A 26,751-nucleotide genomic window follows, 5' to 3' on the forward strand; every position below is an offset into this window, starting at 1 on the left:
CAGCTGCCCCGTGGGCCGCCTGTTCTCGATCCCAAAGACGCCCTGACCGGTGAACTGGAAGTCGTAGCAGTGCATGTCGATGGATCAGGATCGGTCCCCCACGCGTGGATCCCTCGGTCCACGCCCCATCAAAACTCCGCCGACAGCCTCGCCATGTCCGTCCATGGCGACATGAGGGCCATGCGCTGCAGGCACGCAAGCCTGCCTGCAGTCGCCCGGCCGGCGGGCCGATCGCCGACTCGTTGAATGTATCGCGTTCGAACGGCGCGGCTAGGTACTGCAGTTGGGCGTCGATGCAGTGGATCGCACACCGGAAGCAGGAGGTAGTGCGGCTCGTGGCGAGCCCGCGCCATCCGTTCCGTATCGATCACCGACCTGCGGGTCTCACTGACCGACCAGTGCAACCTGCGCTGTACGTACTGCACCCCCGAGTAGGGCCTCCAGTAGCCGGCCAAGCGCGACCTCACGGACGACGAGATCGTCCGCCGTGAAGGCGGCGGGCCTGGACCGGGTGAACGACGTGCTGGACACCCGCCGCCCCGACTTCTTCAAGTCCCTCACCCGCCGGGACCGGCACAGGGACGTCATTGAAGGCTTGGAGGGCCCCCCGCGACGCGGGTAGGACCCTGGTCGAGGTCAACAACAGATACCTCTGGACTCCCAGCACGGCACGCCAAGCCATAGTCACCGCGGGCGACATCCACGCCGCCCTGCGCACCGGCTGCGCGCTGGCCCCCGAGCACTCCCAAGGCACTCGCGGAAGAGCGCGAGTGCTACTTGTCGGAGATGCTGACCGCCGACCTCCCGAGAGAGTGAAGGTCTGCCTGTATGCCCTTACCGCTCGACTTGGAACCGGCACGTACACCGACCCAGAGGCGTGCCCTGCACGAAGGAAGAACTCGCCGCTGAGGACGGCCTGGACATTGAAGCCACCTGTCTCAGCCTCTACCTCGCCCAAGCACATGGCTGGGTGACGCCGTTTCACGACGATGAAGGCCGACGCACCACCCCGGGTGAAGACATCGCCGTGTACAGGGCTTCCTCGAGCGGCAGAAGAAGGTGGTCGCTGCACCCGAGGTGTACGGGCCGCTGCAAGCGGAGGTCGCTGCGCAGGCGGTGTGGTGGCACAGATTGCGGGGGCCGTAATCCCGCCCGTGAGGCACACGCTGCACAGGAGACGATCGCCCTGCCGGGCGCCCTACCGGAGAGCGACGACACTGACTTCTCGGCTGAACTGCTTCCCGTCTGGCGGGCGCCCGGGAAGAAAGTCCGGCGGCTGCTCCCGCCTGGTCGGACGTACCGCTGATCTCCCTTTCTTACAGGTCAGGGCGGTGTGACGTGGTCGGCATGATGGATATTGCGAAGATCACCGCCGGGCAGATGTACCGCTACTTCCTGCGCCAGGTCGTCGTCGGCCATAGCCGCCGTCCGGCCCGCACCCCGCTGCGCACGGCTCAGGAGGAGGCTGGTGTCCCGGCCGGCCGCTGGATGGGCCGGGGCCTCGCCGTCCTCGGCCTGGCGGCAGGCGACGCCGTCACCGAGGAGCTGCGGAACCCCTTCGGCGAAGGCCGGGGCCGGCACCCGCGCGCCGACCAGATCGAGGCCGACCAACTCGCCGCTCCGGCCAGAGGCCCGCGGCCGCGCTCCGCGCCGGGGCGCTCGGGCGACGGTGCAGGTCACCGGCATGGACCTGGTCATTCGCCCGCAGCCGACACTCACCCTGCTGTGGGCACTGGGAAATGAGGAGACGCGGCAAGTGATTGAAGCCGCGCACGAGCGGGCAATCGCCGCCGTGCTCGACCACGCTCGACCCTGGCGGGCCCAGAGCCCCGCTCCGAGCAGTACGAGAGCACGCTCCACCCCCCGCTCCCGCGGATCGATCAGGGCTACCGCATGGCGGGACGGGACGACGTGTCCGGCAACGATGTGACCTGCTGGGATGCACGCCACGTAGCGCACCCGCCGTGCTCAAGCGCCTCGGGGAGGTGCGGAGGATGACGGCGCGTGGGCGGGCCGCGGAACTCCCAGAGAGGTCGCCCCGCGGCCCAGCAAAGGTCAGCGGAGCTTTGTGGGGTCGAGGATCTGGTCGGCGGGCGGCGGGGTGGTGTCGATGGGCTTGTTGAAGTCGCTGAACTTGGTGTCGCCGGGCGCCTTGCCGCCGGTGGAGGCGATTCTCAGAGCGTAGGGCTTGCCGGACTTGGCGATGTACAAGGTTTCGACCTTGTCGCCGTCGCGATGGTAGACGACGGCGACAGGTGCGCCGTCGAGGGTGGTGTCGGCCCCGCGCGTGAGGTTGAAGCTTTCCTCGTCGCGGAGTTCCTTGGTCAGCTGGTCGAGTTCGCAGAGTTTGGCGGGCATGGTCTTGACCAGCTGCTTGTTGGCCTTGAGCCAGCGGCCTTGGAAGATGGCAACGACGGCGTCGGCGTTCTTGGCGGGGAGCGGCTTCTTTGCGTTGCGTGTGGCGCTGGTCCGCCAGAACTTCTCGTCACCCTTCACATAGACGACTGCGCCCTTCTTGATGATGTCCATGGTGCCTATCTCCGGCGCGCTGATCGTGCCCCGGCAGGAGCCGTTGTTGTCCATGGCGAAGTCGACGTCGACGGCCTTGCCCGCAGACGGCACAGTGCCGGTCATGCGCAGGGACGTGGCGCTCGCGGTGGCATCGCGGGCTCGGCGGTCGATCTCCTCCGGGGTCAGGCCGGCGAAGACGTCTTTCGGTTCGGCGGGGCTCGTGGTCGCGGATACGCCGTTCTTCGGGCCGGCGTCGGTGGTGCTGTTCGGTCCGCAGCCCGCGGCGGCTGCGATAACGGCGGCACACAGCAGTGCGGCGGCCGTGGTGGTGTGCTGGGTCTTGATGTGGTGCTTCACCTGCGGGTTCCCTCCCCTTTGAACGTGTTCACTGTAGGGGATCAAGGTCACGGAACGGGTGGTGATTTCTGTACGGGGGAGTGGGGTGTCGGCGGACGGCACATTCCGCCCACGAACGCCGACCGGCGGGAGTGCTGGAGCCGTTCAAGCCATACCTCACACGCGATTCACAGAGTCGCTCGGACAGGTCAGCGGCAGCCGCCTCTTCCCGGAGATTCGAGAACGCGGCTACCGGGGCAGCCGCAAGGTCGCCCGTAAGCACCTCGCCGCACTTCGCGCCGGCAACACCGACCCGTGCAGGTCGACATCTCCAGTTCTCGAAAGATCAGCAGTTGGATCATGCGCCCTCGCGAGACCCTCACTGTTCTTGGCGGGGTGAACGAGAGCCGCTTGGGCGGTGGTTTCGGGAACCGTGTTGGTCCGTCGGTGCGGGAGATGGAGAGGGCCAGAGGTCCATGATCGGCGGCGGGATGGGGAGCCACCCTGATCGGGTGACATCCGGTTCTGTGTGTCTGCCGGATTCGCGCTGGGTGGACCAGTAGCGTTGCGACCGGGTCCTGCCGATTCGTGTCCCTGACAGGCGCGGCGCGGAAGGGCCCGACTTCACTTTCGGAGGCGACGGGCTCGCTGACCGTCGATGATGTGTCGATGAGCCAGAACGAGGTCGACGCACTGCGGCAGGCCGGAGACGACACCGACCACCGGGAGTTCGCAGAGCGCATGGTGCGCGCTCTGAGCGACGGCCTGCAGGCCCTGGAAACCGTTCGCGAGACGAGTTCTGGCGGGGCTGGGCCGACGGTGACATCACGGTCCACAAACTCAACGCTCTCGCCGCCGACCGGCTGCAACGCGATCCCGCAGACGGACGGCGCGGTGGAAGCTTGTGGCCCTCGCACTCGCCCACGGTGCCCATGACGGCGGGCTTCCCCTGCTGGGGCCGGAGATCGCCACCGATCTGGCCGTCGTGGCGGACGCGCTCGTCATCGCGAACCGGATCGGCCAGGAGATCGGACACGTCCCGCCAGGCCGTCCAGGTCCGGAACTTCCACACGATCCCGTTCAGGGACCCTGCGGTCGTCCAGCCGTTTCCGCCCCCGCAACGACTCGGGCAGCAGCGGCCGGATGAACTCCCACTCAGCATGGGACAGTTCATGACGACGTATCACGACACCGTGATCCACCACCCGAGATCAAGTGGATTCCACGCTCTTGGTTCGGCGAACTACTGGGGCGGCACGGCAATTGGCGGCGCGCGCTCCGGCAGGGTGCGTTGTGTCGACTTCGGCGTCACCCACGCTGTTCGGCGCGGTGCACGCAGTGATCCTTAACCTGTGTGGCGGGGTCTTGGAGTCGTCTCCCACCACCGGCCGGGCGTACCTGCGCGGGCGTACTCACCCGAGGCACGGAGGTGGTCGCGCAGCAGGCTCAGGAGTGAGCGGAGGGCGGGCGTGGGCGGCCGAGAGGCCGGCCAGGCGAGCACCGCGCTGCACGGCGCGAGGTCCTCGACGGCGACGTAACGGACGCCGGGCCGGGGCATGAGAGCACGGCAGCTTTCGGAGATGAAACGGATGCCGTGCCCCAGGCTCGCATGAGAGACGCAGGATTCCAGCGTGGTTGCCGTGTGCTGCGTGTACCGCACGGAAGTTCCATCGGGTCTCGGGTCGACGGCCCAGAACTCCCGCCATTCCCGGTCCACATGGGGCGAGAATCCGATCACAGGCAGATCGGCCAGCTCCGAGAGTTCCACGCTTTCCCGGCTCGCGAGCGTGTGAGTGTCCGGCAGGCATATGAACCGTGCTTCCGTGCCCAGCACGAGGGTGTGGATTCCCGGCGGCACGGGCCCGTAGCACACCACGGCGTCAATCTGGCCGTCCAGCAGCGCCGTGAACTGCTCGACATTGTCGACGTCCCGCCATTCCGCCAAGGCGCCGGCGTTCCGCCCACAGAGCTCGTCGAAGAGGATCCGCAGGGCGGGAAGGGCCGAGATGTAGGACGCGAGCACGACCCGGTGCGACTCCGCGTGGACGGCCGCTTCCGCGCACTCGCGCAGGTCGTCCATGGCGTCCACCGCCGCCTTGACGCGCGGCAGGAGGGCCTTGCCGGCAGCTGTGAGCTCGACGTGCCGGGTGGACCGCTCCACGAGCGCCACGCCCAGCAGCTCTTCCAGCGCTTGGATCTGCCGACTGAGCGAGGGCTGGCTGATGAACATTCGCCGGGCCGCCCGCCCGAAGTGCAGCTCCTCCGCCAGCGCGAGCAGCAGACGTAACTGATGCGTACTCGGATCGGTCGTCATCGTCTCCCCCGGGCAGGACGGTCAATCACCAGCACCTATGCCGTCAGCGTATCAATCGCCTTTCACTGCACATCAATAGGCCCTTCCGGATCCGATTCCGAGAAGCCAGGATGGAGGCGCAGAAGGGGATTCAGGGAATTGAATCTGCTCAACTCCCTGCCCAACGAGAACGAAAGGCAGAAGGTGTTCGAACGTATCAGTGCTGCACGGAAGATTTCCCTTTTCGCGGCGACCGCCGCCCTGGCGACCAGCATGCTGACAGGGGCCGCGCATGCCGATTCATCCGCCGATCCCAGGCCGAAGGCAACCCAGCGTGCCGGCGACTTCTACTGGAAGTGCCAGCACAAGAGCTGGAAGAGCCCCACCGATTCGGGTGGCCGTGACTCCTGGATCCTGCACGAGTCGCCGGACAAGAAGGATCGTGCCGGCATGAGGTTCCATGCCAAGGGCGAAAAGCTATCGGTCTGGAACAACACCAGGAACATGGCCATCGAGTACTACGCCTATTTCGAGGGAACCAAGGGGCCGATGACGTGGTACTGGGCTCTCGAGCCCGGCGGTCATCAGTACACGGCCGACCTCAAGGTGGCCGAGGGCCACAACGTGCAAATCGAGGTCGTCCCCTGGCAGACCACCGCGGGCGGGTGCCTCGACAACGGCGGGCGGACCTGAGCCACCCCCGTAGGGGGGTGTCCTGCCGATCAGCGGCTGACGCGACCACGCGGCCCGGCCGGGGCCTTCCCAGTCCCGGCCGGGCCACACGGATGCGACTGATGACGACCTCGGCCGGGGTGCTCCCGGAGGAATCCTGGGCAGTGGGTCGAATGCATGCCGACGGCAAGCACGACGGCGACCGCCTGGAGATCGCCATACGCGCATGGGCCCCGCAGGACGCCGAGGTCTATGCCCTACAACAACCCGTCGACCAACTAAGCGTCGACTACCTGCGGGCCCTGCTGCGCAGCCTCGGAGACTCGCGGGCCGGCCCCGAGTCCAAGGCCATGGGCCGGATGCTCAATCTCATCCTGGTCGGCGCCCAGCAGCGCATTCCGCCGATGGCCACCGAGGAGCTGCGCGAGGCCTACGCGCTGGCCCTGCGTCTGGTCCCGCAAGACCCAAGGAGCAGCTCATGAACCATCTCACCCGCTGGGTGCCCCGGCTCATCATCGCCACCGCGGCCCTCCACTTCGTCTGGGCCTTCGCACAGCCCAACGCCTGGGGTGCCATCGCCCGCGACGGCTTCTTCAGCAGCGTCGTCGACACCGACGCGGCCGACTACTTCGACCGCGAAGCCAGTGTGTGGTTCATGGTCAGCGGCATCGCTCTCCTCGCCCTGGGCACACTCTCCCATCACACCGCGCGCGCCACCGGCCGCCTGCCCGCACAACTCGGCTGGTACCTGCTGGCAATCGGCATCCCGCTGTGCGTCATCTACTTCCCCGTCACCGGAAGCTGGGCCCTGCTCGTCATCGGCGTTCTCGCGCTCATCGCCGCCCACCAGTCCCACGACTGTGCTGGGCCCGGGCAGCTGTCTGGGGAACAGGTCCAGCCCGCCAAGGAGCAGTCATGACGACATCGACCACCGTCCGACCTTCGGTCCTGCCGCCGGCCCGCTGGGCAGTCTGGGCGGCATGGGCCGCTCCTCTGGGCGTCTTACCGTCCGCCGTCTGGCGCATCGTGGTCGCGTTCGGCGGTGGTCACACCTCTACGGCAATCGCGTACATGCTGGCACTGAGTTGCCTGACAGTGGGACTGGCGTTCCTCACCGTCGGCCTGGTGCGAAGCTGGGGCGAGACCTTTCCCCGCTGGATCCCCCGCGCCGCCGGGCGCCCGGTGCCCGCCCGTGCCGTCACGTGGATCGCGCGGGTCGGCGGTGTACTCCTCGTCCTCGTCACCCTGTACGGCGTGCTCAACAACATCTTCGGATTCGTCGGCCAGGGACCGGTACTCATCGAGGATGAAGGGGAGTACGAACAGCCGGAGGCCTGGGTGAACTACCTGTACCTGCCCGCCGCGGCCTGGGGCTTCCTCGTCCTCGCCGTCGCCGGAGACTACGTCCGGCGGATGAGAGGCAGGGCAGCCGGCTCAGTACCGCGCCGCGCGAACACACCGACCGAGGTCTGAGGACGCGCACGCCGTTTCGCCGCACCAACTGTCAAGTGGAGAAGACGGCGGTGATCACGGCTGGGTGGGTTCGTTGGTGACTCGCGAGAGCGCGTGTTGCTCAGCCCCGAGAGCACCCTCGTTCACGGGAGAGTGATGTCGCCGGGTTTCGAGAGCACCTAGGTACTTGCTGAAGGACCATCGTTGTGCCCTGCACGACGATGGGGCCGGGTTGCTGCCGAAGGCCGAGATAGAGCTGGATGCCGCGATTCGCCGTGAACAGCGTGGTCATCGCCTCGGACGAATCGTTCACCAGTTGGATGAAGACCTTCACCGACCAGCGTCTGTGCGCTGCCGTCGTCGCCCTGCCTTCGGGGGCAACGTCATCGAGACCGGCCCCGACTCCTACCACCTCGCCACCACCCTCGGCCGCGTAGAGCATCAGGCTGCGGCCAGCTGAGTCCCTTCAGACGAGCGAGCACGATCAGGGGCCGCTCAACTGGCGCTCGGGCGACCCCGCGTTCTTCGCCATCGCCAAGGAGGCGCAGGCCGCCGACAGGCCGGACGCCGAGGTCAGGGCGTTGATGAACATCCTGGAACCGGACGAGTCGGCGGCGGTCGGCGCGAGCGAGGACGCCCGCGGGCTGCCGGAGCAGTGGGGCCCAGTGCCGCGTACGTACGTGCGCTACACAAAGGACCGCGCCATCCCGCTACTACTCCAGGACCTCGTGATCCGCGAGGCGGACGATGTCACGCCGCACAACTGCTTCCGCGTACGGTCGCTGCACGCACCGCATGCCGGCCCGCGTGACCCGGCGGTACTGGCACACGAGCTGGAACTCGTCGCACGGCTGTGCCGCTGAGCACGCCCCCACGGCCTCCATCGCTGCTGTCGCGAGTCGTGGACGAGCAGATCCGCGCCGACGGGCCGGTCGCGGGTGACTTGGACCCGCGCTCTGCCGTCCGGCCGCCCCGGTAAAGCCATCAAGGTGCCGGCCGGCTTCGCTTACGTCGGGTCGAGGGCTTGCGCCCCCTGCGCGATCCGGACGTGGGCGGGCGCGACGAGGACGTGACTGCGGCGAGGAGTGGCAGCGGATCGGTGGTGCGGACGGGAGCGCTGCGGACTGTCCAGCGCGGCGGAGTACGCAGGCCTTGCCCGGACATGTGTGGGTGGGCGCCGGGTCAGCGTTACGTCGGTGGCGTGCAGACCCGCGAAGTGTCACTTCTCACCAGCGCTCATTCCTCCGGTACCAGCGGGTCAAGGGTCTGTTCGTGCCACTCCCGCTTCTTTCTGGGGATTCGGCCTCTACCTGGTCACCACCGCCGAGGGCATGCCCGTCACCTGGTGAATGGCCAACCCCAAGTTGGGCTAGCGGGTGATGGCCGCGCTGCTGGAACGCGACCATCACGTGATCCGCCACGGGCAAGTGAACCTGGCCGACAAGGGCTTCGCCGGGCGTGAGTTCGACGCGTTTGTCACCGAGCGGCGCGGTGCCCACCTGATCCGGCCGGACCACAAGGACGACCCAGTCCGGCACGGCAAGATCGCCCGGCACTGTATCGAGGCCGTCATCGACACCCTCAAGGGCCAGCTCAGCCTCGAACAGCACGGCGGCAGGACCCAAGCCGGCGTCTATGCCCGCACCGGCCAAAGACTCCTCGCTCAGGCCGCAGGCATCTTGCACTGGACCACCGATGCCAAGACCAAACGATCCCTCATCGCTAACGACCACTGAGAACATCGGACTCATTCATCGAGGGCCTCAGATGGGACCAGGGCGGTGATGGTTCGGGGGACTGCAGGCCATGGCTGCGGACGACACGACCTGCGGTACAGGTCAGTCCGCCGCAGACTCAGCCTCTGGCAGCCCCGGATGGTCGGTCGGGTAGAGTCCGGCCGCGAAGCCGTACACCACATCGCCTCCGCGCGGCAGTTGTGCGTAGTCATTGGCGAGCTCCAAGACCCGCGCCCAGAACTCGCGGGCCTGCTCCTGCGGGATCCGGACATGCCGCACGATCGAGGACAGTTGATCTGCCTGGTGCGCCGGGACCGACTCGGCTGCGGCCGTGGCGAGATCGTTGTTGCAGTACGGAGTGACGCCGCCGTCAGTCGGGCTGACCGTGCCGACACGGAAGATGCGTGCGGTGCGGCCGTAGAAACGCTCGTCGATGGCCCGCACCCGGCGGGTCCGCACGACCTTCAGCAACTGGGCATCGACCAGGACGCTCACGTGGTGCGCGACCGTGCTCTTCGGGCGGTCGAGTGCGCCGGCCAATTCGCTGACAGTGGCGGCGCGTTCGAGGAGCAGTTCGAGGATGGCGTTGCGCACTGGGCTGGCCAGCGCGTGGAGCTGGGCTGGCTCTGATACGTCTGTGACGTCGGCGAGATCGTAGTCGGGAAGGGTATTGTTCGGCACCTCTCGATTATTCTAAAGTTTCGGATCATTCGCTACTGGTGAGCAAGGGGTTGGGGCATGACAGAGGTCGTACTGTTCCATCACGCGCAGGGGCTGACCCCCGGCGTCGCCGATTTCGCCGACCAACTCCGCGCCGTCGGCCACACCGTCCACACGCCCGATCTCTTCGAGGGGCGTACCTTCGGCTCCCTTGAGGAGGGTTCGGGCTACGTCGAGCAGATCGGCTTCGACGAGATCACCGAGCGTGGCGTCCGCGCGGCCGAGCACCTGCCGCAGGACATCGTTTACGTCGGCTTCTCGCTCGGTGTGCTGCCTGCCCAGAAGCTGGCGCAGACGCGGGCGGGCACGCGGGGCGCGCTCCTGTTTCACGCCTGTATCCCTGTGTCGGAGTTCGGCGCGGCTTGGCCTGACGGTGTGCCTGTGCAGGTGCATGCGAAGGAAGCCGATCCGTTCTTCGCCGAGGACGTCGATGCTGCTCGCGCGCTCGTCTCGGATTCCGCTGACGCGGAGATGTTTCTGTATCCCGGAGACCAGCATCTGTTCGCGGACCATTCGCTGCCGTCCTACGACCCTGACGCTGCCAAGCTCCTGACCCAGCGGTCGATCGAGTTTCTCGGCTCGTGCTAGGGCGCGTATCGAGTCGTGATCAATCTGCGGGTTCGGGCCTCGCTCCGCGACTCTGATCCGGTAGATCGTTTTGTGTGACTCGTGTGCAACTGGCGGACGAGGAGTGGGAGTTCATCGAGTCATGACGCGCTACGTGGTCGATGCCAGGACCTTGCTGCACATCGTGTCGACCGGTGTGCAAATCAGACCCGATCACCAGCTTGTCGCACCAAATCCGGTGCGGTCGCAGGCGCTGTCGCTGCTGTTCGAACAGGTCAGATGCGTCGAGCTCGACGAGGTCGAGGCGTTGCGCATGCACGAGCGCCTGACCGAGGTGAAGATGCGGCTGCTGGGCGACCGGGTCTCCCGTCGCACAGCCTGGCGCATCGCCCGGGAGCAAGGGTGGGACACCATCGGGGACGCCGAATACCTCGCCGTGACGCGGCTTCAGGCCGATGCGCTGGTCACGATCGACGAGGCATTGGCTCGTCGGGCGGACGGCATCGTTCCCGTGGCGTCACTGGACGCTCTGAGTTCCTCGTAAGGCGCTCGCAGGGCGAGCATTCCGGCGATCGTCGGCCCGGCCCGCCCGAGCTGGGGGTCGACCATTCTTCGGGATCTGCCCTCAAGGATTTGGATCAAAGGCATCACGGCGCGATTCGTTGATCACGACTCGATACACGCCCCAACGAGCTCGTGCACGGTAGGCGGTGAGACGTCGAGGACTTCGGGTGGACTGATACTCACCTCTGCCGTCGCGGGTCCAGGTCCGCGGTCTGCTGGTGTGACAGGAGGTCGGCGACGGCCTGCACGGTGTCACGGCCAGGAGCCGGTCGACGAACATCAGCCGGTGCTTCGCGCCGGCGCCCACGGCCCGCTTCCGCGGTCGAGAGGCCAGCTTGGCCCGGTGACGCTCATGCCGCAACGGACCCACTTCGGCGACAAGTTCAGCAATCACTTCGGCCGACAAGACTTCCCCACCTACCGCGCCGAAGGTGGGGACGGACCGCCCTCGGGCGGCGGCTGGGGAAGTCCGGCCGCTAGGCTTCCCCCGGCCGTGGGGAACTCGGCGGAGCTGGGGAAGTTCGGAGCGGGGCAGCGGGGAACTCGACAATGCCGGGGAAGTTCAGCGGGGCTGAGAAACTTCCCCACCTTGCGTTCTTCCCCACCCCGGGCCGCTGGCGATGTTCCCCACGGCGGCCGACTTCCCCGCCCGGGCGGGTGGGGAACTGGTGACGGGGAATGCTGCCGCGCGTCGCACGCGAACCTCCCCAGAGGTCGTTCCCCACACCCGGCTTCTCCGGTTCGCCACCGACGATGGAGCCGGGACCAAGGGGTCCGACTCCGGTGCTAATCGTCTCTCAGAAGAGTGCGTCCTGGTGCGGCCCGGACAGGTTGCCAGCGGCCAGCGCCGCGGCGATCGCCTCGTCGAGGTACTGCGGGTCGGCGGCGATGGCGGCCTGGAACGCCCTCGCCCGGCCCGCCGACCCGCGTACGTCGGCCAGGGCGTGGCCCGCCAACCGGCGTCGAGCTGCGGCGTCGCGGTTGTTGTCGCCGCGCGTTCCCGGGAGCCAGCGCGCCGGGTTCTCGCACGGCGGCTCGTCGCACCGGTGCCGAACGACCAGACCGCCGGCGAGCGCGTCAGCTCCCTGGGCGAGGCGGTAGCCGACAGGTGGGCGGGAACGACGCGGCTTGTGCCGGTGGTGTGGGACCCGGTGCGGAAGGTCGCGTGGCCGGTGGCGGTGAGTCCGCCCTTCCGCCACCAACAGGCGTCGGGAGCGCGTCGCAGCACGTGGGTCCAGTAGCGCGCGATGGTTTCCCCATCGGCGAGCAGGGTTCTGCTGATGGCCGCAGGAATGGATGCGGTTCGGCGCTACAGCGTGGATCGCCGCACCGGGCAGAGCCGGCCGAAGCTTGAGGATCTCCCGGGCATGACCATCGTTGAGCCTTCCGCATACGCGCTGGCCGCCGTGTGTGTGGTGTACGCGGCGCTGACTGTCTTGCGGCGCACGGGCCTGACCGTCGTACCGCTGTGCGGGGGGCGTGAAGACGGTCCTCAGTCCGTTCGGTACGCATCGCGCCTGAGGAGGAACCCGGTCCGCTCGGCGTCGGTCATCCGCGTCGTCGACTCTCCATCATGATCCCGCGGTGGGAAAATGGAGGAACCGGACGACATCAGACTCTCGGACATCACCCGGATTCGAACCACGGAGGTGGATCATGGGAGAGGCGCGCACGGTCATGGAACGTCTCACCGAGGCGATGACGGCCCCGGTCCTGGAGACCAAGGTGATCGCCGAACTCTTTGCCGAGGACGCCGTCGCGATCACCCCGGACGTGGGCGACGTACGGGGGCGCGACGCGATCGTCGAGTACTTGCGCATCATGACGGGCTCGGTACCGGAGGCCACGTATACCTCCCTGCACAAGTACGAGATCGGCGACACCGCGATCGACGAGGGCATCTTCAGCGGGCGGAACACGGGCCCGATCCTGCTCCCGACCGGCGAGACGCTGCCGCCCACGGGCAACGAGGTCAGCATCCGCGGGGTCGACATCGCGACGGTCAGGAACGGCCGGATCAAGAGCTACAGGCTGTACTACGACCAGATGCAGTTCCTGAACCAACTGGGCCTGCTGCCGGAGGCCTGAAGTTGTCCGGCACGGCGAGACCCGCCGTAGGCGTCAGGCCCGGTTCGCGAGGTAGTGGTGCAGCACGGGACCCAGTTGCGCCAGCCACTGGTGGAGCTGGGCCTTGCGCTTGGCGTCGACCCGGCACTCGTACAGCACTCCGCCGGGATGGACGACGGCCACCATGAGGACGGCGCCGCCGTGCGGGGACGGGGCGTGGTGCACGGTGGCGACGGCGGCCCAAGGGAAGTCCAGGACCTGGCCGTTGATCTCCAGGGACACCCCGGAGGGGTCCACGATCACGGAGTTGCGCCGGTCGTGTGCCACGAACTCCGGCCCGTGGCCCGGCGGAGGCACCCCGTACGGCCCGGGCGGGGGCGCCCCGTACGGCCCGGGCGGGGGCGCCCCGTACGGCCCGGGCGCGGGCGGCCCGTACGGCCCGGGCATCGGGGCTCCGTACCCACCCTGAGGTGCTTTGTACGGGGGTGGTGTCGGTATCGGGGGGCCGAACCCGGGCGGTGTTGTCATGTCCCCAGTATGGCCGTCCGCCCCTGTCCGCCTCTGATCAGCCCGTCCGCCGCAGTTCGAGAGCCTGACGGCAAATCAGCAGGAACAGCTGGCCGGGACCCTTGCAGGTGTCCTTACTGAATCCCTCGAGGGCCCTGCCATTACGCCGGAAGAAATGGAACGCCCCGCGGGGCCGTACCCGGGGATCTCTTTCCGGTTCCGTGGCTGCGGCAGCCTGCTGGACGAGGGCTTCGAGTTGTTCTTGCTCTGGCGGAAGGGTGCGCCGTTCTCCCGGGCCCGCGAGCGCCTTGCCTCCCTGATGGCGGACCCGGAAGCCGGGGCCTGCGCCCGGGGACCACATGCTCAGAGAGTTCGAGGGACTGGAGAGCCTGGTGCCGCGCCCGGCGCGGATCGAGCTGTTCGGCCGCCATGTGAAGGGCAGGATCAGCATCACGCCACTGAGGCTGGTGGATGGAGAACTCGAGGACCCTGAAGCCGCCTGGCATGTGCGGCGGCGCTGGATGGAGACGAGCCCGTTGCGCCGGGCGGCGACGTGCGCCCTGGCCGTGTTGGAGCAACGAGGCGTGGACCTGGGCGAGGTGACGCTGCACGGTCAGCGGCTGTTCGGTCGGGACCAGCAGGCTGAACGCTGTTTCGTCGGTCTGGGGTGGAACGGCTTCGGATGCATGGGGCGTCTCCTGGACGACGGAGTGACCCCTGGCTGGAAGTGTTGCGCCCCGTCGCGGCAAGCCCATGGACGCACTGCTCATTGAGCCCGTGTCTCGCAAGTAGCCGGCACCCGCATAGCCGCGGTCCGGCGAGCTGTGGGGAGGCGGAAGCTCTGCTTCATCCATTTGTGTGTGCTCGGCCGGCGTGTCGGAATGGACGGCCCTGGTCATGGACAACCGCATCATGTGGGGTTCGGGCTGGGGGTGGGGGTGTCCGATCAGACTTCTGCCGGTGCGGACATGCCGCAGCGGCCGGGTGCCGGGCGGAAAGATGCCGTGGCGCGCTTGATGGTCCTTGATGCCCGGGCGAGTTGGCTACCGAGCACGCGAGGGCGGTTGCTGGGGCACTTGGTTTGTCGCTGCGGACGGTGTGGAACTGGGTGGCGGTGGCCCGGCGCGGGGGTCGGCTGTCCCCACGGACTCGGCCACGGGCCGGTGTGACGCCGGATGGGCATGCGCGTCTCGCGTTGTGGGGTGGGAACGTGGCCGCGGTCCACCGCGACTGCTCGCGGAAGTCGCCGCGGCTGGTGACCCGGGCTCGGTGCCTTCTCCATGCACCCTGCAGCGCGCGGTGCGCCGGGATTTGTCGGCGGGGGAGCGGGCGGGGCTGAAGGGCGGTGAAGCGGCACGCCGCCGTTACGACGTCTACGGCAAACGGCCGCCCACGCACCGCAACGTCTGCTGGGAGGGTGATCACAAACGTATCCCGGTCCGCAACTTGTGCTCCCTTCGGATCCGGAACGTAGCGTCGAAAGTTCATGAAGGCGCCTTCCTCGTGAGCGAGCCCGTTGTCCATTGCGCCAGCCTAGAAGGCAGACAAGGGGGCCCTGTCGACTCACCGGACAGGCTCTGGGGGTCACCTGCCGTGCAGGAAGAACTGGGCTGGGATGAAGAGTTCGTGACCGGTTGGGAAGCGGACACGTACTCCGGATTCCGTCCACGTGGTGGATTCGATCCCCTTTGCGCCCAGGACCGTGTCGATGTCGACCCAGTGTCCGTAGGACAGGCTGGAGTCCCTGCCGATCACCATTCTGTAGGAGTGTCGGCCGGACAGGCTGTGCTTGTGTACCAGTCCCAGGAAGTGGGGCGACCCGTCCTCGTAGACCACTGATGAGGGAGCACTGTTGCGATAAGTCACCTCGGTCTGCGGCCACCGCAGAACTGTGAAGAGTGCAGTGGTCAGCAGGATGCCAGCTACGACGCCCAGTAGTGTCCTGCCGATTCCGGTGGTCCGGCGGGGCTGCGCGGTCGGGGAGGGGTGATCGGGGGTGAACGTACTGATGGTGCCCTCCGGGGTTGGCGTTGCTCCGGACAGGGCGGCCGGAGACGGCTCTGCGAGTAGGACGCGACACCGGGCCGATTGGTTGTCGTGAGGGGGGAGCCGGTCGTGAGCGCTGGGCGCCGCTGCCGCTGCCTGTGCCCTGCTGCCGGCCCCGCGCTGTTCCGCGGCCTCGGCCCGATGGGCGGCGGCCCGCTGCGATCTCTTGGCTCCGGGAGGGTTGTGTGGGAGTCAGTCGGGTGTGGGTGTGTTGTTGTTGGTCGGTGGTGGTTTCGGGGTGTGGGGGTGCTGTCATGGTGGTGAGAGGTCGGTGGGGAATGGCTGTCGTGGGCGTTTATCGCGGCGGGTGTGATGCTGTCTCGGTTTCGTGAGTTCTTATCTACCGGCCGGCGTGTGGTTGGTGCGATCGGTGGGTGGGTCAGGAAGCGCGGGATGCGGCCGTGGCAGGGATGGCTTTGGGGGTGCCGGAGCGGGCGGTGTGGCGGTGGCCGGCCGCGGCTGAACAGGACGAGGCCGCGGCTACGGCGCCGGGGGGAGCGGGCCCCGTATTCGGGGCGGTTCACGGTTACTGCGGAGGTTCGGGCTCTGCTCGGGCCGTGGGGAGGGAACGTCGCCGCTGTCCACCGTGAGTTGACTGCTCGCGCGGCGAGGGGCGAGGGTGTCCCGCCGCCGTCGATTCCGACGCTGCACCGCGCGATCCGACGTGATCTGACTGCGGGGGAGCGGGCGGGGCTTGCCAGTGGTGAGCGTGAGGCCCGGAAGCATGATGTGTTCCTGGCCCGGCCGCGGGGCCGGCGGAACCGGGTCTGGGAGGCCGATCACGTCCAGGCCCCGGTTCTGGTCGATGTCGAGGGCACTGGCCGTCGGCCGTGGGTCACCTGGTTCGTGACTGCGCGTCGAACACGATCATGGGTGTGGCTGTCACGCCCGGACATCAGTCGCGTGAGCCGGTCCCGGCCGCGCTGCGGGCTGCGGTGGTGCGTGGGGAGCCGTTCGGGCCGCAGGGCAGCCTGCCGGAGAAGGTACGCGGACCGGGGCAGGGACTTCCTGTCGAAGACGGTGCCCGCCGCGTTCGACGCTCTCGACGTCATCGTCGAGGACCTGCCCGCCTGCACCCCGCATCTGAAGGGCACGGTGGAGGGCCTGAACCGGGCGATGGAGTCGATGTTCCTTGCCGCGCTGCCCCGCTACGCCCGCCGGCCCCGCCCGGGCCGGCGCTGGGCGCGGACCGAAGGTTGCGTCCGGGAGCGGGTGCCGACCGTCCTCCGGGCCGCTGCGCCCGTGGTACCCGCTCAACGGCAACAGGCCGCGCCTGCCAAAGGCGCGGGGCGCGGCGGCGTCGCGAGGGAAGGCGTGGTGGTGATGACGGGCAGGTGTCGGCGTTCGCGTGAAGTGCACAGGAGGGTACGTGGACACGTGCACATCCCCGATGTTCGACGCAGGCTCAGTGGCCGTCCGATAGCTGAGCCATCCGCCTGCGGACGACTTGCCGAGTGACCGTAGACTCGCGCGCCATGGAAGAGATGTTTGAGCTGGGGACGGTCAGTTGCCCGTCCGGCACCCTGGTGCTCATCGACGGTGGTCACCTGGGGTTGTGGAGCGGGGACCGGTCTCCGGCGATCATCGATCCGGCTTTCTTGGGCATTGAAGACGCTGCCATGGCCGCCGATGTCACAGGCGCCATCGACTTCGGGGTCACCGGCTCGGACGCCTCCGAAGCCGTCCAGACCTTTCACGGGCAGCCGGGCTCCAGGCTTCATGACATCCCCGCCTCGAAAGCTGCCGAACTCGAGGCGACTTTCGCTGAGCACTGCCGATCTGCCGGCTTTGACGCCCGGTTGGAGGCCCTGCCGGTTCGGGAGGCGCATGCCCTGAGGGCCCGCCGGACAGCCGAAGAGGGCGGCGGCAGTTTTGGGATGTTCGGGGTGCCCGTCGTTGCAGTAGGTGGCATACCCCGAGATCGGCAGCTGCCCGTGGTGGCTACCCGGGTCGAACACGGCGACGCTGTCGGGGAACGCTGGTCCGAGATCTCGATCCGGATGAGCGAGGGTCAGGTGGCGTCATCCGTTTCCTTGGGTGTCATAGGTGTGGACTGGGCACGTGTGCTCTTCGGCGATGTCGACGCACTGAGCATCTGGCAGCACGATGAGCCGGTGGACGGCTTGGCTGATGTGGCGTTCTGGGGGGCCGCAGCAGACGAAGCGGCCGCGACGTTTGCCGCACCCGAACTGGGCGAGCCCGGCGAGGACGGTGTTCGCGGATGGACTGCCCTGCCTGTCTCGGAGGCAGTGGACAGAGCACGCGCCCTGTCGAGATGGAAGGACGAGAACGGACGGCGCATGGCCGTGGACTTCCGACCCCACTCCCACCACTGGCAGATCATGCGCGAGGTACGTGCTTCGTCAGTCGAGGCCGGATCCGTGGAACTCGGTGATGCCCGAGTGCTGTGCGCTATGACGAGCTGGGGCGACGGGTTCTTCCCAGTGACCGCCGATCTGGATCCGTCGGGTGACCTCCTCGCCGTGCGAGTGCGCTTCTCCGGCGCTCTTTGAACAGCAGGCCCAGAGCGTGTGTGGTGGGTACGTAGCGCCGTACCTCGTTGAGCACTCTCATGCGTACGCCGACAGCCGGTTCGTGAAGAGCAACCGGCTCAACCACGTCGGCCACCTGTGGGCCTTCTCCTCCCTCAGCGGCTCGGCCGGCGCCGACGCCCACTACCGCCGTCGATTCCACCGGAGACTGGCACATCCAAGCCCTTCGATACCTGTTCAACCGAATGCTCGGGCTGCTCCACCATCGTCTCCAGGCCAGGACCCCGTTCGACGAAGCGATCGGCTCTCCCTCCGTATCGCCTGCTCAAGCGGGTATGAGCCGCTACCCTGACGCCGGTGAGCAGCGAGCACAAATATGCCGACCGTTTCCTGGGTGAGTTCCGGGAGCTGAAGCATGGCCGCCCGGATGGACCGTCCCTGCACGACTGCGCGCGCAGCAAGGGCGATTCGCACGAAGAGGATCTCGTCCGCTACCTGCGTGCAGGCCGGGTGCTTGCCGCGACCGGATCAGCCGTCTATGACGTCCTCAGTTCGACGAAAGAGCTGATAGACGCTCTCCACTTGCTCACTGATGGTGAGTGGTTCTGGCATACGGACCTTGCCCACTACGTCGAGCGGTACCACGTGCCGGTGGATGTGCGATTTGTCGAGCACGCACGCCTCCGTGGGTGGTCGACCCCACAACTGAGCGAGGCTGAGATGCTCCGGATCGAGGACGCCTTCTTCCCCGACGACGAGGAGTGAGAGGCGCGCAATGGGGCTTCCAGCTTGACGGCTTGGAAGTCATCTCGACAGGCGGGTGGCCCTCGAAGTGCCCTGCCGGTTGAGGTGCGAGGTGTGGGTGCGACGATGCGGGCATGCGTGAGTTGAGTCAGCTGATCGATGTTGAGGAACCGGCCTGGCCGGAGCTCAGAGAGACTCTCGGTGGCGGGCCGGTGTCTGTCGAGGTGCTTCCGCCCGATGGCGATCTCGCCAGGGCATCGCTTCTTCAGCTGCAGGTGACGACCAGGTCGTATCTCGGTGCGGTAGTGCTGCACTGTGGCGGTCTACTGGTGGACCACGGATGGGTGCGGGTCTTCGGCAGCCCCTTGGACGGGGCGGCGCGTGAGATGTCGAGTCTGGCCCGGGTCAATCAGTTCCCGGGAGCGTTTGACTCCGCGTGGCGACCGGATACCGGTCTGGTGGTGGCGCATGACGTGCTGGGCGGCGTCTTCGCACTCAACGGCGGGGCGCCCGCCAGCGCCGGGCGTCCCGGGGCACCCGGTGAGATCGTCTACTTCGCCCCGGATTCACTTCGCTGGGAGGCTCTGGGGGCCGGGCACTCGGCGTGGCTGGCCTGGCTGGCGTCCGGGGCGCTCGACGAGTTCTATGCGGATCTGCGTTGGCCCGGCTGGCAGGACGATGTCCGGGCATTGAGCAGCGATCAGGGTCTGTCGGTGTTTCCGCCGTTGTGGTCCGCCGAGGCGCGTCGGGACCTGTCCGCGACCAGTCGCCGCGCCGTGTCCATGGCAGAGTTGCTCGGTGTCGCCCGCGACTCTTGCCGGCAGTTCGACGGGGTTGACCCGGGGTTTCTCGGCGCCGTGTGACCTGGTCGCCAGTCCAGTCGGCGGTAACAGATCAAGGCGGCGGCGATTCCGGCGAAGGCGAGGAAGTGCTCTGCCTTGCGCTCGTAGCGGCGGTGCGGGCGGCGGCAGCCGGCCAGCCACGCCACCGTACGCTCCACGGTCCACTGGTGCTGCCCAGCCGCTGAGAGGACTCGATACCTCTGCGGGCGATGCGCGGGGTGATGCTCCGGGCGCGGAGCCATCGGCGAAAGGTGGTCGTAGTCGTAACGCTTGTCGGCGTGGAGCTTGGCGGGCCGACGGCGACGGGCCCGCGCCGGGAGCGGATCGGCGGGATGCCTCGCACCAGGGGTTCCAGTCCCTGGCTGTCGTGGATGTTGGCAGCGGAGATCCTGATCGAGAGGGGCAGACCGGTCCGCTCGGTAATCAAGTGGATCTTTGAGCCCTTCTTGCCCCGCTCGACAGACATCCCACGGGGTTAAGTCGTCAAGGGGCCTGGGCGGGATCCTCCAGTGGGCTCGGGTTGGGGAAGGCCTTCGACTCGTCGTAGGACTGGCGGTGCTGGAGACAGAAGAACAACATGCCCATGAACCGGTTGAAGAGGTTGCGCTGTGCGGCGGTGTGCCGCTCTCCGGCCTCTCGACGCTGGTCGTAGTGGGCTCTGTGTCGTTGCAACACCCCAGCTCAAGGGGTGCGATGGACTTCAAGATCCGTAAGAACAGGAAGCCTCAGGGGGCCCGGAATCTAACCCGCGAGCGGGCCGCATACTTCCAGCTCATCTGACCAGTGACCCCGCCGGGGCCACAGCTCGCCAGGAGTGGATCAGCGACCTCGGACTTTGGTACGACGAGCCGACCGCCCTCGCCGACTGGGATTCAGTCATCGGGCCACTCGCCGCGCAGATCGAGGCACGCTTCAACCACACCTGCTGCCAGCTCGCCCGAGCCCTCCATACGACCGGCGTCATCGAAAGATCTATCGGCCGAACTGTGCCGGTGATCGTCCACGAGCTGGAGTACTACGAGGCGATCGCCCGGCAGACCGAGGCCGCCAATCCGCCCGGCCTCGCCGATGAGTTCAGCTCATGGGTCCGCAGTGGCTGAGGCATTCGACCCTTGCGCTCGTTGTTCGCTTCTCCGGCCGGACCGGCCCAGCGCGGCCGGTTGGAGGAGATCCGCGACAACCTCATCGCCCGCATCGCCGAGGCCGAGCGAGAAGGCTGGCTCGGAGAGGTCGAAGGGCTCCAGGTCAGCCTGGCTGGCGCCGAAGACAAGCTCGCTCACATGGACCGACAAATTCCCGGCGGTACGGCGATCGACCTCGGCAGGCCACGCATAGCCCCAGATCAACTCACTCAGGCGGAGGGAACGGCTTCGCTGCGTCAGATGACGGTCCATTCACGCAGCTGTCGGGCGATGCGGGCGACGCCGAGGTTGCCGGCGGCGGCGTCCCGCACGAGTGCGACGGCTTTCTTGGGCGGGTAGTCCAGGCGGTGGCCGTTCAGGGCGAGGTATGCCTCGGCCGAGTGCCAGGCGAACGGCTCGTTGGAGTGTTCCAGGTAGGGCAGCTTCACCAGGATCTGCAGCAGAGCGGCGGCCTTGAGGTGAACGGAGCTGTAGATGTCGTGTTCCATGGCGCGGGCGTTGACGCGCGCTGCCGCGGCGTACAGCGGGCCGAGGTCGTCGACCTGGGGATCGCCGGGCAGCAGTTCGGCGGCATGCAGCAGGAAGGCGACGTCGAGCGGAAACGGGTCGGGCTGGGTCACGCGGCCCGACCCGGTTCGGCCTGCCCCAGCTCGACGCGCGCGCCTGCTGCTCGGCGGCCCGCTGCTCGCCGGACACGTCGACGCTGCTGGACTCGGCGGCGAACGCCTTGCCGCTGCGCGCCATGGGCTCTCGGAAGGCATCCAGGAACTGGCCCTCGACGGCGGTCGCGCGGGCGTAGGCGGCGGACAGGATGTACTCCTGCATGCTCACCCCTTCCTGCCGGGCGGCAGCAGCGATCGCCGCCCGCTGCTCAGGGTCGGGGAAGCGCAGGTTCATGGCCTTCTGCTCCGTCATGGCGCCAATGGCGCCAATGGCGACCAGCGGTACCATTCAAAGCAGATAGTTTCATTGCGGACGATTGGGCTGGGGCTCCACTTGCCGGGCCTGCCTGGACCCCGGTATCCACCTGGCCTGGTCTGCCACCGCCCCCAACTGCCAGCCGCCCCCTGCACCAGGCCCTGCAGACGGCCGACTACGCCGTCACCGGCGCCTTCCAGGCCGCCCGCCACCACTACGGCACACCCGCCGCCGGGCCCCCGTCTGTGGCCGAGCCCGCTCGGTCGGCCAACCGGTGGCTCACCCTGCCCGCGCTGGACCGCCTCGTCTCCGATGACAGCCCCGCTCCCTGCGCCGTTGTCGTTCACCTTCCGGCACCGCCCGATGCCCGCACTCGCGCAGCAGACAGCCCGGGAAGTTTTCCACTGCGACCCGCGCATCCCGCCCGGCCGCTCGCTGCCACGCTCTTCACTGGCGCCTGCGTCCAGCAGCTCGCCACCGCCCGCCCCGGCGACGGCGACGGCGCCGCGGCCACCCTGAGGAGTGACGGCGGGCCGTTTGCCACCGGCGGGGATCCGGAGCAGCGTGGACACCGTCTGCCGCCGGTACCGCGACACCCGGTCCGGGCAGCCGGAGGCGGAGCGAGGAGGAGAGACCGATGACCGTACCGAAGTCCGGCCCGGAAGCCGTGCCCGTCGTACGCCGACAGGACGAGTCCGACAGTGTGTTCTGGGAGCCGAGTGAGCGCTGGGTGCGTGCGACGGCGGGGGAGGTCACGATCGTGGACAGTCATAGGCCGGTTCTCGTGTGGGAGCCCGGTCGCCCCGTGCCCCTCTACGCCTTCCCGACCGGGGACGTCCGGACGGACCTGTTGCGGCGAACGGAGCGGCCCGCCGGCCGGCGGCGTCACGCGGGAGCGACGGTCTTCTACGACCTCCTGCTCCCCGATCGGACCGTCGGGGCGGCGGCCTGGACCTACCCCGGAGAGGATCTGGCCGACCACATCAGCTTCGAATGGTTCGGGCGCGAGGTTCTCGACCACTGGTACGAGGAGGACGAAGAGATCTTCGTGCACCCCCGCGACCCGCACAAGCGGGTGGATGCCCTGCCCAGCAGTCGACATGTGCAGGTCGAGATCGAGGGTACGGTCGTCGCGGACACGCACACGCCGGTTCTGCTGTTCGAGACGGGTCTGCCGGTGCGCTTCTATCTCCCGCGGGAGGACGTCCGCCTCGACCTCTTCACCCGTACCGACGGGCGCACCCGCTGTCCGTACAAGGGTGTGGCGAGCGAGTACTGGTCCTGGGCCGGCGACGCCGACGTGCGGCCCGACATCGCCTGGAGCTACCCCGATCCCCTGCCCTCCGTAACGATCATCAAGGACCGGGTGGCCTTCTACGACGAGTCCGTCGACGTCGTTGTAGACGGGGTGCAGCGGGAGCGGCCGGTCACGTTCTTCAGCCGGTCGTCGCGGTAGTTCCGCACGGGGCCTCGCCCCACCGGACGGTGAATTCCGGCGGGTGCCCTGTGCCTGAGGACCGTGGCGAGTGCCGTACCCGGTTCCTTCCACCTCGCCGTTTGCCAGGCATGCGGTGGCCAGGTCCAGATGCGCGGCCCCAGGCCGCGGGATCGGTGCGGAAGTGTGCCGACGGCTACCCCGCCCCAGGCACGGCCACGGGGGTGCCGGTGGCCGGTGTCCCGCCGCCCCGCCTTCGACGGCGGGATCAACGGCTCCGCGATCTCCCACAACCCGTCCGGAACAATCCAACTCCAAGTACCCCGCGCCATAGCGGAGTCAACGACGCCACACTACATATAGGACACGGTCTTACTGATCTTTTCGTTAGTTCTGTGGGTGTAGTGAAGTCGTTGGTGGGACCCTGATGGGGTGTCTTTCAAGCCTTCGTCTGTTGTTCCTCCTTTGACGCGGCCGTAGTTGGCCGAGGCCCGGCGTGTGCGGGCGGCCGAGTGTTCGGGCAAGGACGCCCGAGTGTCGAGATCGCGCGGATGCTCGGGGTCAGTGACGAGAGTGTGCGGCGGTGGAAACGGCTCTGGGAGAAGGACGGGGCCGATGCCTTGCGCCGGCGCCCGGCCACCGGGCGTCCGCCCAAGCTGGACGATGCCCAGGTCGAACGGGTGCGGACCGTGCTGGAACAAGGCGCGTGGCTGCGCGGATGGCGGCCATCGACGGGTTCGTTCTCGACCTGCCCGACTCAGCCGAGAACGCCGCCGAGTTCGGCTATCCCGGCAACGACCGGTCCCGCTCTGCCTTCCCCAAGGCCCGGGTGGTGGCGGTCGTCGAGTGCGGATCTCACGCCTTCATCGACGCCGAGGTCGGGCCGTGGAACCGGAGCGAGAAGACGATGGCGGCCACGCTGCTTCCCTCCATCTCACATGACTGGCTGCTGCTGGCCGATCGCGGTTTCTACAGCTTTGCCGCGTTCAGCGCCGGCACTCAGACCGGAGCAGCGCTGTGCTGGCGGGCACCGACGCAACTGTCCCTGCCGGTCCTGAAGGTCCTGTCCGACGGTACGTACCTGTCGGCCCTGGTCGATCCCCGCCTGCGTGGCCACAAGCGGGAGGAATTGCTGCGGGAAGCGAGGAAGGGCGCGAAGCCGGACCCAGACCCGGCCCACGTTGTGCGGGTCATCGAATACGAGGCCCCCGACCGCGACGGCGGGGAACTGGTCTGCCTGATCACCACGGTCACCGAGCCGGAGTCCGCGACCGCCGCCGAACTAGCCTCCGCCTACCACCAAAGATGGGAGGAGGAGGCCGCAAACGGCCGGCCCAAGACGGTCCTACGCGGCCCGGGAAGGGTCCTGCGGTCCAAGACCCGGACCTGGTCCACCAGGAGATCTGGGCCTACCTGCTGGTCCACTACGCGATCAACTCCCTGATCTGCCAGGCCGCGACCGCCGCCGACTTCGACCCGGACCGGATCAGCTTCCTCAGAACACTGAACATCATCCGCCGCACCGCCACCGGGACGGCGGCCATTCCCCCCTGAACGCTGGGAAGCGGTCAAAGCCGATGCCCTCGCCATGCTCGCGGTACGCCGAAACCGCAAACCGCACGCCGCCACCGCTCCTACCCACGCGTCGTCAAACGCGCCCGTCACAACTCCTACCGGGTGAAGAGGACTTCGGACGCAGGCACCGCCACGCCAAGCCGCCCGACCTGAAGTTCGCCCTGCCTCGAGGCTGCCCTGCCTGAATCGCGTCGTAGACCGGCCGCATTCGAGCCAAGCCGGACGGCCGCAGTGGACTCATCCGACGCCTCGGTGTTCCCTGTTGCCGCTCGGCGCACTGGGGGAACGGCCGGAGGCACGGCACGACGCACGTCTTGAGGAGTCTTGACGTACAGGGGACTACGGGGGAGCGATGGCGAGGGCGGGGCGTCCGCAGGGGACGATGAGAGGGACGACCGAAGCGGCCAACGAGCTGGCGCGCTTCCTGAGGGACACGAGCGATCCGCTGACCGTCCGGGAGATGGCGCAGCGCTACGGCGGCGGCAAGTCGCTGTGGGGCGAGTACCGCTCCGGGGCGAGGATCGTCCCGCTCGGGCGGCTCAACGCTGTGATCCACGACCGGGTTCGCGATGCCCGCGGGCGGGAGCGGATGCTGGAGCGGGCGCGCCGACTGCACGACGAGGCGCTGGTGGCGGAGATTGCCAGGGCGCCGGGGCCGAGCCTCCAGGAGGCGCTGGCCCGGGCGGAGGCGGACCTGGCCGAATCTGGGCGGCTGGTGCAGACGCTGCTCGCGCTCATCACCATGCTCCAGGAACAGCTCGGGTGGATGCCGCACAACGCGTCCGGGGCGGCGGAGCCGGACGGCACGCCGGCGACCGCTGGGCCGGATGGCGGGCCGGCGGCCGGTGTGTCGGAAGCCGGGCCGGCGGCGCGGACGCCGGGCGGCCGCCCGGCCCCGCTGGACGAGGTCTTCGACCGGTTGGGAACGGCCTGGGAGCTTCGGAAGACGACCCTGCGAACCTGCGCCGACGCGCGGGACCGGGCGGCGGGAAGCGCTCCGGACGCAGCCGCCGGCCCGGAGCTGGCGCTCGAGCTGGCGCGCGCGGGCCACGAGCTGGAGCTCCACCGCGACAGCGTGCGGGAGTTGTGGTCGCAGATATCGGCGGACCGGCCCGTCGACGAGGTCGTGGAGGGCGTCGTCCTCGAACGCATGGACCGCGCGGGGTCCGCGGCGACCGCCTACCCCGCAGTGAGGGAGGCGGTCCGGGACGCCCTGCCCGTCCTCGTCCCGCAGCCGGCGCCGTCTCCCCGGGGGACGGCGGGCGTCGGCCTCGCGGCCTTCGCCGCCGCCCTCGCCCTGATCGTCCTGGCGGGTGCGGTGGGCGCCCTCATCGGCGGACGCGACGTCCTCTCGCGGGCGACGGCCGCCGAGCCCGGACCGCTCCGGCCCTCCGGGCGGACCGCGATGACCCCCGTTCACCCCGGCCCGGGCAGTCCCGCCCCCTCCTCGTCGCCCACTCCGTCCGTCGGCCCCGACCGGAGCCCCGCGCCGACGCGCCGTGCGTCGCCCCCGGCCGTGTCCCCGATCCGTCCGCAGCGGCCCGGGCCGTCCGCCCCGTCCGGCACCCCCTCCCGGCCCCCCTCGACGGCGTCATCGCCCCCTGCCGAGCCGAGCCCGCCGCCCCTCCCCGAGGGCCTGATGCGGCTGACCAACGTCGGAAGCCGGATGTGCTTGTCGGCCCCGAAGGGCAGTGCCACCCCGGCCGAGGGCCTCGTCCAGACCGGCTGCGGGGCGGACTTCGAGCAGTTCTGGCAGCTCGCACGCGAGGGCGCCGACCGGACCGGACCGGTGTACACGGTGCGCAACCGGCACAACGACCTGTGCCTGTCCGTCGATGCAGCCCGCACCACGAACGACGCGATCATCACCCAGTACCCGTGCGGCGACGGAGACGGCCCGTTCCCCGACCAGTTCTGGAGCTTCCGCTACAACGAGCGCTACCACGCCTGGCACCTGGTCAGCCGCAACAGCGGCAAGTGCGTCTCCATCCGCTCCGGCGGCGGCGCCCTGGAGCAGGCCCTCCAGGGCGACTGCGCCGAGGATCCGTGGCTGCTGTGGCGCACGTGACGCTGGGCGGGCGGTCCGGCAGTCCGGCTCCGCCCCGGCCTCTGCGGCCTTGGACGGAGCCGGA

The 26,751-nt window shown here is 68.5% G+C and carries 23 protein-coding genes and 7 pseudogenes; 21 read left to right on the forward strand and 9 right to left on the reverse strand.

Annotated elements, in window-relative coordinates; genetic code table 11:
- Positions 1 to 351: 351 nt before the first annotated feature.
- From ACZ561_RS05220 to ACZ561_RS05230, 3 genes and pseudogenes are all read left to right on the forward strand, one after another.
- Positions 352 to 641, forward strand: a pseudogene (locus ACZ561_RS05220) (hypothetical protein); the annotation flags it as partial.
- A gap of 706 nt (positions 642 to 1,347) precedes the next feature.
- A complete protein-coding gene (locus ACZ561_RS05225) occupies positions 1,348 to 1,743 on the forward strand; it encodes a hypothetical protein (RefSeq protein ID WP_470990085.1) in 396 nt (131 codons plus the stop codon).
- The gene (locus tag ACZ561_RS05230) at positions 1,685 to 1,930 is read left to right on the forward strand and encodes a hypothetical protein (protein WP_470989873.1); all 246 of its coding nucleotides are present in this window, start codon (positions 1,685 to 1,687) and stop codon (positions 1,928 to 1,930) included. Before ACZ561_RS05225 ends, ACZ561_RS05230 begins: the two co-directional genes overlap by 59 nt.
- A 125-nt stretch (positions 1,931 to 2,055) precedes the next feature.
- Here ACZ561_RS05230 and ACZ561_RS05235 read toward each other — a convergent pair whose 3' ends face one another.
- Both ACZ561_RS05235 and ACZ561_RS05240 read right to left on the reverse strand, forming a co-directional pair.
- Positions 2,056 to 2,868 (reverse strand): hypothetical protein, encoded by an 813-nt coding sequence (locus ACZ561_RS05235; protein ID WP_470989876.1) that lies wholly within the window; start codon positions 2,866 to 2,868, stop codon positions 2,056 to 2,058.
- Between the two features lie 1,324 nt (positions 2,869 to 4,192).
- The gene (locus ACZ561_RS05240; protein ID WP_470989879.1) at positions 4,193 to 5,161 is read right to left on the reverse strand and encodes a LysR family transcriptional regulator; all 969 of its coding nucleotides are present in this window, start codon (positions 5,159 to 5,161) and stop codon (positions 4,193 to 4,195) included.
- Positions 5,162 to 5,299: 138 nt separating this feature from the next.
- On the opposite strand from ACZ561_RS05240, the gene ACZ561_RS05245 reads away from it, so the two are divergent.
- The 7 genes and pseudogenes from ACZ561_RS05245 to ACZ561_RS05275 form a co-directional block, all read left to right on the forward strand.
- Positions 5,300 to 5,833 carry a hypothetical protein gene (locus ACZ561_RS05245; RefSeq protein WP_470989881.1) on the forward strand — a complete coding sequence of 178 codons (534 nt, stop codon included), beginning with the start codon at positions 5,300 to 5,302 and terminating at the stop codon, positions 5,831 to 5,833.
- A gap of 143 nt (positions 5,834 to 5,976) precedes the next feature.
- Positions 5,977 to 6,294 (forward strand): hypothetical protein, encoded by a 318-nt coding sequence (locus tag ACZ561_RS05250; RefSeq protein ID WP_470989883.1) that lies wholly within the window; start codon positions 5,977 to 5,979, stop codon positions 6,292 to 6,294.
- Positions 6,291 to 6,731: a DUF6463 family protein gene (locus tag ACZ561_RS05255; protein WP_470989886.1), complete on the forward strand. Its 441-nt coding sequence runs from the start codon at positions 6,291 to 6,293 to the stop codon at positions 6,729 to 6,731. Before ACZ561_RS05250 ends, ACZ561_RS05255 begins: the two co-directional genes overlap by 4 nt.
- Positions 6,728 to 7,285, forward strand: coding sequence for a hypothetical protein (locus tag ACZ561_RS05260; protein WP_470989889.1), 558 nt, complete (start codon positions 6,728 to 6,730; stop codon positions 7,283 to 7,285). The genes ACZ561_RS05255 and ACZ561_RS05260 overlap by 4 nt, the downstream gene beginning before the upstream one ends.
- 257 nt (positions 7,286 to 7,542) lie before the next feature.
- A pseudogene (locus ACZ561_RS05265) lies at positions 7,543 to 7,724 on the forward strand (IS21-like element helper ATPase IstB); the annotation flags it as partial.
- 124 nt (positions 7,725 to 7,848) lie between these two features.
- The gene (locus ACZ561_RS05270) at positions 7,849 to 8,127 is read left to right on the forward strand and encodes a hypothetical protein (protein WP_470989892.1); all 279 of its coding nucleotides are present in this window, start codon (positions 7,849 to 7,851) and stop codon (positions 8,125 to 8,127) included.
- Between the two features lie 383 nt (positions 8,128 to 8,510).
- Positions 8,511 to 9,000: pseudogene (locus ACZ561_RS05275) on the forward strand (IS982 family transposase); the annotation flags it as partial.
- Positions 9,001 to 9,102: 102 nt separating this feature from the next.
- Here the strand turns inward: ACZ561_RS05275 and ACZ561_RS05280 are convergent.
- Positions 9,103 to 9,681: an ArsR/SmtB family transcription factor gene (locus tag ACZ561_RS05280; RefSeq protein WP_470989895.1), complete on the reverse strand. Its 579-nt coding sequence runs from the start codon at positions 9,679 to 9,681 to the stop codon at positions 9,103 to 9,105.
- A gap of 57 nt (positions 9,682 to 9,738) precedes the next feature.
- On the opposite strand from ACZ561_RS05280, the gene ACZ561_RS05285 reads away from it, so the two are divergent.
- Together ACZ561_RS05285 and ACZ561_RS05290 are read left to right on the forward strand one after the other, a co-directional pair.
- Positions 9,739 to 10,308 carry a dienelactone hydrolase family protein gene (locus ACZ561_RS05285; RefSeq protein ID WP_470989898.1) on the forward strand — a complete coding sequence of 190 codons (570 nt, stop codon included), beginning with the start codon at positions 9,739 to 9,741 and terminating at the stop codon, positions 10,306 to 10,308.
- Between the two features lie 121 nt (positions 10,309 to 10,429).
- A complete protein-coding gene (locus tag ACZ561_RS05290) occupies positions 10,430 to 10,831 on the forward strand; it encodes a hypothetical protein (RefSeq protein WP_470989901.1) in 402 nt (133 codons plus the stop codon).
- Between the two features lie 817 nt (positions 10,832 to 11,648).
- Here ACZ561_RS05290 and ACZ561_RS05295 read toward each other — a convergent pair.
- Positions 11,649 to 11,807 (reverse strand): hypothetical protein, encoded by a 159-nt coding sequence (locus ACZ561_RS05295; protein ID WP_470989903.1) that lies wholly within the window; start codon positions 11,805 to 11,807, stop codon positions 11,649 to 11,651.
- A 700-nt stretch (positions 11,808 to 12,507) separates the two neighbouring features.
- On the opposite strand from ACZ561_RS05295, the gene ACZ561_RS05300 reads away from it, so the two are divergent.
- A complete protein-coding gene (locus ACZ561_RS05300) occupies positions 12,508 to 12,939 on the forward strand; it encodes an ester cyclase (RefSeq protein WP_470989906.1) in 432 nt (143 codons plus the stop codon).
- A gap of 33 nt (positions 12,940 to 12,972) precedes the next feature.
- Here the strand turns inward: ACZ561_RS05300 and ACZ561_RS05305 are convergent, their stop codons facing one another.
- Positions 12,973 to 13,365 carry a hypothetical protein gene (locus ACZ561_RS05305; RefSeq protein WP_470989908.1) on the reverse strand — a complete coding sequence of 131 codons (393 nt, stop codon included), beginning with the start codon at positions 13,363 to 13,365 and terminating at the stop codon, positions 12,973 to 12,975.
- 419 nt (positions 13,366 to 13,784) lie between these two features.
- Here ACZ561_RS05305 and ACZ561_RS05310 point away from each other — a divergent pair, with 419 nt between their 5' ends.
- The 4 genes from ACZ561_RS05310 to ACZ561_RS05325 all read left to right on the forward strand — a co-directional run bounded on the left by ACZ561_RS05310 (position 13,785) and on the right by ACZ561_RS05325 (position 19,570).
- On the forward strand, positions 13,785 to 14,198 hold the full coding sequence (locus ACZ561_RS05310) for a hypothetical protein (protein WP_470989911.1): 414 nt from the start codon (positions 13,785 to 13,787) through the stop codon (positions 14,196 to 14,198).
- A 2,748-nt stretch (positions 14,199 to 16,946) separates the two neighbouring features.
- Complete coding sequence (locus ACZ561_RS05315) at positions 16,947 to 17,984, forward strand: hypothetical protein (RefSeq protein ID WP_470989913.1); 1,038 nt, start codon at positions 16,947 to 16,949, stop codon at positions 17,982 to 17,984.
- Positions 17,985 to 18,320: 336 nt separating this feature from the next.
- Entirely contained in the window at positions 18,321 to 18,728 is a 408-nt protein-coding gene (locus tag ACZ561_RS05320) for a hypothetical protein (RefSeq protein ID WP_470989916.1), read from the forward strand.
- Between the two features lie 113 nt (positions 18,729 to 18,841).
- Positions 18,842 to 19,570 carry a DUF2625 domain-containing protein gene (locus ACZ561_RS05325; protein ID WP_470989918.1) on the forward strand — a complete coding sequence of 243 codons (729 nt, stop codon included), beginning with the start codon at positions 18,842 to 18,844 and terminating at the stop codon, positions 19,568 to 19,570.
- A 20-nt stretch (positions 19,571 to 19,590) separates the two neighbouring features.
- On the opposite strand, the pseudogene ACZ561_RS05330 reads toward ACZ561_RS05325, so the two are convergent.
- The 3 genes and pseudogenes from ACZ561_RS05330 to ACZ561_RS05340 all read right to left on the reverse strand — a co-directional run.
- Positions 19,591 to 20,006, reverse strand: a pseudogene (locus ACZ561_RS05330) (IS5 family transposase); the annotation flags it as partial.
- A gap of 26 nt (positions 20,007 to 20,032) precedes the next feature.
- Positions 20,033 to 20,209: pseudogene (locus tag ACZ561_RS05335) on the reverse strand (IS110 family transposase); the annotation flags it as partial.
- A gap of 718 nt (positions 20,210 to 20,927) precedes the next feature.
- The gene (locus ACZ561_RS05340) at positions 20,928 to 21,311 is read right to left on the reverse strand and encodes a fic family toxin-antitoxin system, toxin component (RefSeq protein WP_470989921.1); all 384 of its coding nucleotides are present in this window, start codon (positions 21,309 to 21,311) and stop codon (positions 20,928 to 20,930) included.
- 935 nt (positions 21,312 to 22,246) lie between these two features.
- On the opposite strand from ACZ561_RS05340, the gene ACZ561_RS05345 reads away from it, so the two are divergent.
- Positions 22,247 to 23,065: a DUF427 domain-containing protein gene (locus tag ACZ561_RS05345; protein WP_470989924.1), complete on the forward strand. Its 819-nt coding sequence runs from the start codon at positions 22,247 to 22,249 to the stop codon at positions 23,063 to 23,065.
- Between the two features lie 215 nt (positions 23,066 to 23,280).
- Here the strand turns inward: ACZ561_RS05345 and ACZ561_RS05350 are convergent.
- Positions 23,281 to 23,376 (reverse strand): annotated as a pseudogene (locus ACZ561_RS05350) (IS5/IS1182 family transposase); the annotation flags it as partial.
- Between the two features lie 180 nt (positions 23,377 to 23,556).
- Here ACZ561_RS05350 and ACZ561_RS05355 point away from each other — a divergent pair.
- The 3 genes and pseudogenes from ACZ561_RS05355 to ACZ561_RS05365 all read left to right on the forward strand — a co-directional run.
- Positions 23,557 to 23,703: pseudogene (locus tag ACZ561_RS05355) on the forward strand (helix-turn-helix domain-containing protein); the annotation flags it as partial.
- A 47-nt stretch (positions 23,704 to 23,750) separates the two neighbouring features.
- Complete coding sequence (locus ACZ561_RS05360; protein ID WP_470989927.1) at positions 23,751 to 24,488, forward strand: IS4 family transposase; 738 nt, start codon at positions 23,751 to 23,753, stop codon at positions 24,486 to 24,488.
- A gap of 513 nt (positions 24,489 to 25,001) precedes the next feature.
- On the forward strand, positions 25,002 to 26,687 hold the full coding sequence (locus ACZ561_RS05365) for an RICIN domain-containing protein (protein ID WP_470989930.1): 1,686 nt from the start codon (positions 25,002 to 25,004) through the stop codon (positions 26,685 to 26,687).
- The last annotated feature ends 64 nt before the right edge of the window (positions 26,688 to 26,751 follow it).

The organism is Streptomyces sp. NPDC039609, from assembly GCF_055596705.1.